The sequence below is a fragment of the Flavobacterium sp. FPG59 genome, assembly GCF_002150205.1.
GTDB lineage: Bacteria > Bacteroidota > Bacteroidia > Flavobacteriales > Flavobacteriaceae > Flavobacterium.
On sequence record NZ_MTCA01000190.1, the window covers coordinates 1 to 5,915 of the forward strand.

Sequence of the window (5,915 nt, forward strand, 5' to 3'; positions counted from 1 at the left end):
ACAAGAACGTGAAATTCAAGTGAATCTGGATGCCGTAAAAATGCAAGCCTACGGACTTTCTATTCCACAGGTTCAACAAAATATTCTGGCTTCTAACTTAGATTTCCCTACCGGAAACATTCAAACTCGTGAGCAAAAAATATTAATTCGTTTAGCTGGAAAGTACAAAAACGTTGACGAATTAAGAAACCTAATTGTTTCCTCTAGAAATGGTATCCAAGTACGTCTTAGCGATATTGCTGATGTACAAGATGGTCAAAAAATTACTGAAAAAGTAGCACGTGTAAACCGAAAAAGCGCTATCATTTTACAGATTATCAAACAATCTGATGCGAATGCAGTTGCGGTAAGTGAGGAATTGGTAAAAACCATTGCTAAACTTGAATCGGATTACAAACCAGTAGGTCTAAAACTTGCAGTAGCGAAGGACAGTACTGTTTTTACACTTGAAGCGGCTGATGCAGTAGTGCATGATTTACTTATTGCGGTACTTCTTGTGGCACTTGTAATGTTGTTTTTCTTGCACAGTATTAGAAACTCATTGATTGTAATGGTTTCTATTCCGGCCTCGTTAATTGCAACGTTTATCGGAATTTATTTGATGGGCTACACCTTAAACTTAATGAGTTTATTGGGATTATCTCTTGTAGTAGGTATCTTGGTGGATGATGCCATTGTGGTCCTCGAGAATATTTATAGGCACATGGAAATGGGCAAGAACAAAGTGAGAGCGGCTTATGATGGTACTGCCGAAATTGGTGGAACCGTAGTATCAATCACCTTGGTAATTGTGGTAGTGTTTTTACCTATCGCGATGAGTACAGGTTTAGTATCAAACATTATCACGCAATTTTGTGTAACAGTAATTATCTCAACCTTATTGTCATTAGTAGCATCGTTTACTATTATTCCTTGGTTGTCTTCAAGATATGGTAGATTAGAACACATTACTGGTAAAAACCTTTTTGGAAGAATCATTCTTGGGTTTGAAAGTTACTTGACTCGTTTTACAAACTGGATTTCTAGATTATTAGAGTGGTGTTTGGATCATTATGTAAAAACCTTAGTGATTATAGTTGTGATCTTTTTTGGATCGATGATTAGTTTATTAGGTGGTGGATTTATTGGCTTTGAATTCTTTGCAGCTTCTGATAGTGGTGAGTTCTTGGTTCAAATAGAAATGCCAAAAGATGCTTCATTAGAACAAACCAATTTCATGACTCAAAAAGCCGAAGATTTCTTGTCTAAAGAAGCCTATGTTTTTAGTCAAATTACAACTGTAGGACAAAACAGTACTGGATTAGGTGCTTCACAAGCTACGGCTTACAAAGCAGAAATCAACGTGAAAATGGTAGGCTTAGACAAGCGTGATGAACCTGCAAATGTATATGCGGCTAAGACCAAGCGTAAACTAGAAAAAGTTTTAGTGGGTGCCAAGGTAAAAACAGTTCCTGTTGGTATTTTAGGTACTGCCGAAGATGCTACTTTGAATTTAATTGTAACAGGTCCTGATGTAGCTAGCGCCATGCTTTTTGCGAAAGCGGCCGAAAAAGAATTACGTACAATTCCCGGAGCTACCGAAATTGAATTATCTGTAGAAGACGGTAATCCAGAAGTGAACGTAAAAGTAGATCGTGATAAAATGGCAGCTCTTGGGTTGAACCTGCAAACAGTAGGTATTACAATGCAAACGGCGTTTAGCGGAAATACTGACGGACGTTTTAGAGCGGGTGAATACGAGTACGACATCAACATTAAATACAACGCTTTTGATAGAAAAAGTATTGCCGATGTAAGCAACTTGATCTTCATCAATGATATGGGTCAGCAAATTAAATTGAATCAATTTGCAACCGTAACCGAAGGTTCAGGACCAAGCCAACTTGAACGTAGAGACAAATCAGCATCGGTAACGGTAAAAGGTCAAAACGTAGGAGTTGCTTCTGGTACCATTGTGGGAATGTGGCAAGAAAAAATTGATAAGCTTAAAAAACCTGTTGGGGTAAATTACATTTGGGGTGGTGATCAAGAAAACCAAGCTGAAGGTTTTGGAACGTTAGGAATTGCATTATTAGCGGCTATTATTTTGGTTTATTTGGTAATGGTTTCGTTATATGACAGTTTTGTGCATCCATTTGTAGTATTGTTCGCCATTCCGCTTTCGTTTATTGGAGCAATGTTGGCTTTGGCTTTGACCAATAATACGTTGAACATCTTTACAATTTTGGGTATCATCATGCTTATTGGTCTGGTTTGTAAAAATGCGATCATGCTTGTAGATTATACCAATCAAAGACGTAAAGCTGGTGAAACAGTAAGAACGGCCTTAATTCAAGCCAATCATGCAAGGCTACGTCCTATTTTGATGACCACAATTGCCATGGTTTTTGGTATGTTCCCAATTGCATTAGCATCAGGAGCTGGAGCCGAATGGAAAAACGGACTGGCTTGGGTAATTATTGGTGGATTAATATCTTCATTATTCTTAACGCTTGTTGTGGTTCCTGTAATTTACCAAATTATGGAGAAAATCATAAACAGAGTTTCTAAAGGTGAAAAAGTAGATTACGAAGCTGAAATGGTTGCTGATTACGAACACAGAGAAGTGAGTGAGCACTAAACAATAGATCATTCTTATTTAACACAAAACCGACCTGCTCTTGATAGATGCAGGTCGGTTTTTTTTATCAAAAAATTAAAATTACTTGGTAACTACAGCTTTTTAATCACATAGGTAACAATCCCCCAAATGATGAGTTCGTTTTCCTCGGTGACTTTTATGGGTGGATAATTTGGGTTTTCTGGCATGAGATACAAACAATCTTTTTCTACCTTCATTCGCTTTACGGTGAACTCTCCATCAATAAAACAAATGGCTATTTTATTATTTTGTGGCTCTAAGCTTCGGTCAACAACAAGTACATCCTTGTCATCAATACCTGCATCAATCATAGAGTTTCCTTTGACCTTAATATAAAAAGTAGCCAGCGGGTTTTCACTCAATTGTTTGTTCAAATCAATACTCATTTCCATAAAATCAGCGGCTGGCGATGGAAATCCTGCTGAAACCCCTTCGTTTATAAAAGGAATGCGTAATTCACTTTCAAAATCAGGAAAGTAAAAAGTAAGTTTAGATGTTTTGTTTACTGGCATTTTATTTCAAGTATATCTTTAAAACTGGTGGTGTATCTAGGTGACAAATGGTTTTGTTTCATATTCCAGGTCAAACTTAAATTTTGTGAGGCTAATTTTATTTTCTTGTCGCCTATTTTAGCATTCAACCCATCAATTACTTTCATTAGTTGCAAGTGTTTGGGATTTTCTTCCTCAAAAAGATCAAACTGTTTTTTATTTTCATCAATAAGTTCAGTAACAATTACACCTGCTTTTTTAAATTTTAAATGCTCATTTCCCGCATGAAGCTTTTTAAGTAAGGCTATCGCAGCATTGGCAATGGTCAATGTAGAATTAGACCCATAAGGCAATGTTACGGCGCAATTAAAATAATATTTAGATGTTTGTATGCTGTGTTTGTCTACAACTAGCATGACTATTATGGTGTGACAACATGATTTTTGCTTGCGTAATTTCTCGGCACATTGCGCCGCAAAAGTCGCTACACGCTCTCGTAATAAATCAAACTCCGCAATTTGTTTAGGAAAACTTCTGGTAGTAGCAATACTCTTTTTTTGGGTAGCAATAGGCTCTAGGTCTAATACTGATTTACCTTCTAGTTCATACTTTAAACGCATTCCCAGTACACCCATTTCTTTCTTTATCCAAGCCTCATGTTGTGGTGCGGTAAAGTCAAGAGCGGTTGCTATATTTCTAGTTTTCATTTTCTTATTCAGTCGATGTCCTATGCCCCAAACATCTTCAATCTTAGTCCATTTAAGCGCTTTTACTCGTTTCTCTTCGCTATCAATAATGTACACACCTTGCGTTCTATCTTGGAATTTCTTAGCAATTTTATTGGCTACTTTTGATAATGCTTTGGTTTCGGCAAAGCCAATACAAACCGGAATACCAACCCATTTGTGCACTCGGTTCTTCATTTGAATTCCATACTGGTGATAATCCTCAATTGATAATCCATCAAAGTTTAAAAAAGCCTCATCAATACTATAAATCTCTACATTTGGTGTAAACTGCTCCAAAATCTTCATTACTCGGTTACTCAAATCACCATACAAGGCATAATTTGACGAAAATAATTGCACATCATGCTGTTTTACAATTTCTTTTATTTGAAAAGCGGGCGCTCCCATTCCTATTCCTACCGCCTTCGCCTCATTACTGCGTGAAATGACACAACCGTCATTATTAGACAAGATTGCAACAGGTTTCCCGTTGAATTTCGGCTGAAAAACACGTTCGCATGAGGCATAAAAATTATTACAATCTACTAGTGCATACATGCTACAAAATTACTCAATATCAGTTGAAGCGTGTTCGTAACAGAAGTTAATTTTAAGCACTGTTGATAAGTAGTTTGATTCTGTTTTCTTAAAAAATTAAAAATAACCACTCTTTTTAAAATATTTTTAGTTTAAAATCAATTCTATATACCATTGATATACTATAATTTACATGGCGCTAAAACTACGATAACAGCATTTAAAATACTAATTCTTGATCTCAGCTACTTTTTTTTGGCACACTACTTGAATATCCCTATTCAACTAAACAGTTAAAGCGAAAGCCGAAAAGCTCAAGAGTAGGCAAAATTCAAAATAGAAGTATCATGAAAAAAATTACCCTTTTAGTTGCTAGTATCTTCGTATTTGGAGGTAGTGTTGCCAACGCAACAGAGAAAAAAGATTTCTCTGTAATTATAAAATCGTCTTCTCTTTATGACAATGACGAACCTGTAGAATTCATAGAAAGAGGCATTGCTTTTTATGTATTTCCTGATGGTCAATTGGATTTTAATACCAGACCAACAACTCGCGGTGAGATGTATTACAAAGCAAACTCAAACAGTAGAGTCAATAGAACGTATGGAACACCTAATAGAAATCGTCCTATCAATTATGGAGTGAGAATTGAGCATGATAATCTAGGTCGCGTGAGACAAGTAGGTAATGTATTTATCAATTACGATGCTAATGACCGAGTGAAGCGAATAGGATCTGTTTACATGACTTATAATAGATTTGCTCTAGAGCGTGTGGGCGGATTAGAAATCATCTACAATCGCAGAGGACAGGTCATAGATATGATAGGTAGTGTAAAAGGCGGAAAAGCATACTACTATGGTCAAAATTCAAACTCTGTAGGCTATGGCAACAATCAAGATTCTTCTGATGAGGATTCTTATTATTACAGATCTACTAATTCAAAAAATAAAATTGAAGATCAAAAATCTAACAATGCTCCTATAGTAATCAATAGAAAGAATTAGAACTTATAAACTAAAACCATAGAAGAAATTATTCTATGGTTTTTTATAATTTTTCAACCAACAAAAAAGGCTATCCATCACGGTATAGCCTTTTTTGATTTTTGTTGTTTAGAGAAGATTTATTGCATCGATACAATAATAAACTCACTTCTTCTATTGGCTTGATGTTGTGCCTCTGTACAGTTTGATTGGTTCGTTGGTTCACATCCGCAATCGTTTACAAGTTGTGATTCACCGTATCCTTTTGCAGTTAATCTATTTGCAGCTATACCGTTTTTGATCAACCATGCTTTCGTTGATTTAGCTCTTCTATCAGATAGTGCTTGGTTGTAAGCTACGGTTTGTCTGCAATCTGTATGGGATCTAATATCGATGGTCATCTTTGGGTATTGTTGCATCACTGCTAATACTTTTTCTAGCTCAAATGCCGCATCTTTTCGAATAAATGACTTGTCTAAATCAAAATAAAGTATTGGTATATCCAAGGTCTTAGCTAAGTCTGTACCCACTT

At 36.0% G+C, this 5,915-nt stretch carries 5 protein-coding genes; 2 read left to right on the forward strand and 3 right to left on the reverse strand.

Going from position 1 to position 5,915, the window contains the following annotated elements; all coding sequences use genetic code 11:
- Positions 1–2,620, forward strand: a 2,620-nt coding sequence (locus FPG59_RS13065; protein ID WP_086455030.1) for an efflux RND transporter permease subunit, incomplete at its 5' end; no start/stop codon positions are given.
- Positions 2,621–2,712: 92 nt separating this feature from the next.
- Here FPG59_RS13065 and FPG59_RS13070 read toward each other — a convergent pair.
- Positions 2,713–3,153, reverse strand: coding sequence for a LexA family transcriptional regulator (locus FPG59_RS13070; protein ID WP_086455031.1), 441 nt, complete (start codon positions 3,151–3,153; stop codon positions 2,713–2,715).
- Entirely contained in the window at positions 3,144–4,418 is a 1,275-nt protein-coding gene (locus FPG59_RS13075; RefSeq protein WP_086455032.1) for a Y-family DNA polymerase, read from the reverse strand. Before FPG59_RS13075 ends, FPG59_RS13070 begins: the two co-directional genes overlap by 10 nt.
- A 326-nt stretch (positions 4,419–4,744) precedes the next feature.
- On the opposite strand from FPG59_RS13075, the gene FPG59_RS13080 reads away from it, so the two are divergent.
- Positions 4,745–5,404: a hypothetical protein gene (locus FPG59_RS13080; protein ID WP_086455033.1), complete on the forward strand. Its 660-nt coding sequence runs from the start codon at positions 4,745–4,747 to the stop codon at positions 5,402–5,404.
- A 119-nt stretch (positions 5,405–5,523) separates the two neighbouring features.
- On the opposite strand, the gene FPG59_RS13085 is transcribed toward FPG59_RS13080, so the two are convergent.
- Positions 5,524–5,915: OmpA family protein (locus tag FPG59_RS13085; RefSeq protein WP_140344660.1), on the reverse strand; the 392-nt coding region annotated here is incomplete at its 5' end.